Origin of the sequence: Pseudomonas sp. MF6396 (genome assembly GCF_002018915.1) — a bacterium.
Classification (GTDB): domain Bacteria; phylum Pseudomonadota; class Gammaproteobacteria; order Pseudomonadales; family Pseudomonadaceae; genus Aquipseudomonas; species Aquipseudomonas palmensis.
On sequence record NZ_MVOK01000079.1, the window covers coordinates 1 to 2,015 of the forward strand.

The window sequence follows — 2,015 nt, forward strand, 5'->3', positions numbered from 1 at the left end:
CCGGTGATCAGCGGCTGGTCGGGGTCGCCTTCCAGAAAGGTGATCAGCACCTCCATGCCCACACGCGGCAGCGAGATGGCGCCGAAGCTGCTCTGGCTGGCCCAGTTGGAGGCCACGCGCATCCAGCAGGTGGTCTTGTCGTCCGACTGGCCTTCGCGGTCCCAGAAGAACTGCACCTTGACCCGGCCGTACTCGTCGCAATAGATCTCTTCGCCTTCCGGGCCGGTCACTACAGCACGTTGCGCACCCAGCACTTTGGGCTTGGGATGCCTCAGCGGCGGACGGTACGGCACGTCCCACGGCGTGGCGTAGAAGCGGTTGCGATAGCCCTGGTGAAAGTCGTCCTTGAGGTCGGTGACGTCGCTGCTGATCACCTCCTCGAGCACTTGCGGCTGCTTGCCTTCATGCAGCACTTCGGTGAGCAGCCACAGGTCGTTCCACGCCGGGTTGGCATGCTCGGTCAGGCTCAGAAAATGCCCGCTGACCAGGCTCGGCTGGTCGCTGCGGCCCTCGGCCAGGCGGTAGTCGCTGCGGTGGCGCTCCAGGGCGCGGGTGGCCAGGTGCTTGCCGCGCGCGCGGTCGCTGAAGCGGGCCGGGTAGGCGTAGTCTTCCAGGTCCGGCGCGGCGCCGCTGTCGGCGTCGCTTTCGAGCTGGATGCGCGGTTTGGTGAAGTCGTAGTCGCGCCGCGTGGTGCGGCTGGTGCGCGTGGCCAGGCGCAGGCCGAAGCGCTTGATCACCGGCACGTCGGCCACCAGCCCGGTGTCCTGCTGGTAGGCCACCGGGGCCAGGGTGGGGAATACGGTCTGGTCGTCGCCGAACACCAGCGCATGGCCCTGCGGGCTGTGCTGGAAGTGGTAGTGGATACCCTCCTCCTCGCACAGGCGCTGGATGAAGTGCAGGGCGGACTCGTCGTACTGCACGCAGTACACCCGCTCGGGGTACACCGCGCCGAGCACGAAGCGGTGGTCGCTGGCGAGGATGCCATGCTCTTCGAGCACCTGGGCGATGATCTGCGGCACCGTCTTGTGCTGGAAGATGCGCTGGTTGATGCGGTGCGCCAGGTACGCCAGCTGCGGGCGCAGCACCAGCCGGTAGCGCGACAGGCGCCGCCCGGCTTCGCCCTGCGCGGCGCTGTAGACCAGCCCGTGAATGCCGCTGCCGCTGGGCGACAGCTGCAGGAAGGCGAGCGTGTGCAGGAGGGATTCGAGGTTCAGCGACGCCCGTTCACTGACCAGCTCCAGTTCGAATTCGAACGGCTGGCTGAGCGCTTCGCGCCCGCTGAACGACAGCACCTGAAAGTCGCTGTCGACCCCGTCCAGGGTCAGGGTGAAATGGGGCTGGTTGGCCGCTGAGAACATCCGATGTTCCTCCCGCTGCAAAAACTGGGGTGACAGGCTGCCCCGGCCGGCCATGCTGGCTGGCCGGGGCAGTGAACTAACGCAGGCTTAGCCGGCGACCGGGGTACGCCAGTCGTCCGAGCCGGAGGTACCGGACACTTCGTGGGTCCAGGTGATCTTGCGGTAGGTGAAGTGCACGTCTTCAAGGTGGGTGAAGTGCGCGTTGGCCGGGTCCTGGCAGTTGTGCATGTAGTCCTTGATGTCGACGATGATCGCGTCTTCGAGCTTGGTGGTGAAATAGTGCTCCTGGGTGCCGGCCGCCGAGGTGCGGTACCAGTGGATGACGATTTCGGTCAGGCGCTCGCCGGAGGTCAGCGCGGCCAGCAGCAGGGGCGACGCCTTGTCGAAGACCTTGGTGATGACCACCGGCTTGTGCACGCGCTGGCCGGTCGGCTGACCGGACTGCGGGTCGCGCGGGATGATCACTTCGTGGTTGAAGCCCTGGACCATGACCTGGTCTTCGTGGCCTTCCTGGTAGGTGTTGCCGACCGAATCGGCGGTGAAGGCACCGGCGGTGATCAGGCCTTGTTTGGTGCCGGTGACGGACATGTAGGCAGGTGTTGCCATGGGGGTTTGCTCCTTGCAGAAAGTGAAGCCGAACAGGCGAAAAATGCCGTG

2 protein-coding genes are annotated in these 2,015 nt (G+C 66.0%); both read right to left on the minus strand.

What is annotated here, in order from left to right:
* Window positions 1-1,358: type VI secretion system tip protein TssI/VgrG (tssI, locus tag MF6396_RS27975; protein ID WP_153046152.1), on the minus strand; the 1,358-nt coding region annotated here is incomplete at its 3' end.
* Between the two features lie 87 nt (window positions 1,359-1,445).
* Window positions 1,446-1,964 carry an Hcp family type VI secretion system effector gene (locus tag MF6396_RS27980; protein WP_043859617.1) on the minus strand — a complete coding sequence of 173 codons (519 nt, stop codon included), beginning with the start codon at window positions 1,962-1,964 and terminating at the stop codon, window positions 1,446-1,448.
* Window positions 1,965-2,015: the final 51 nt, after the last annotated feature.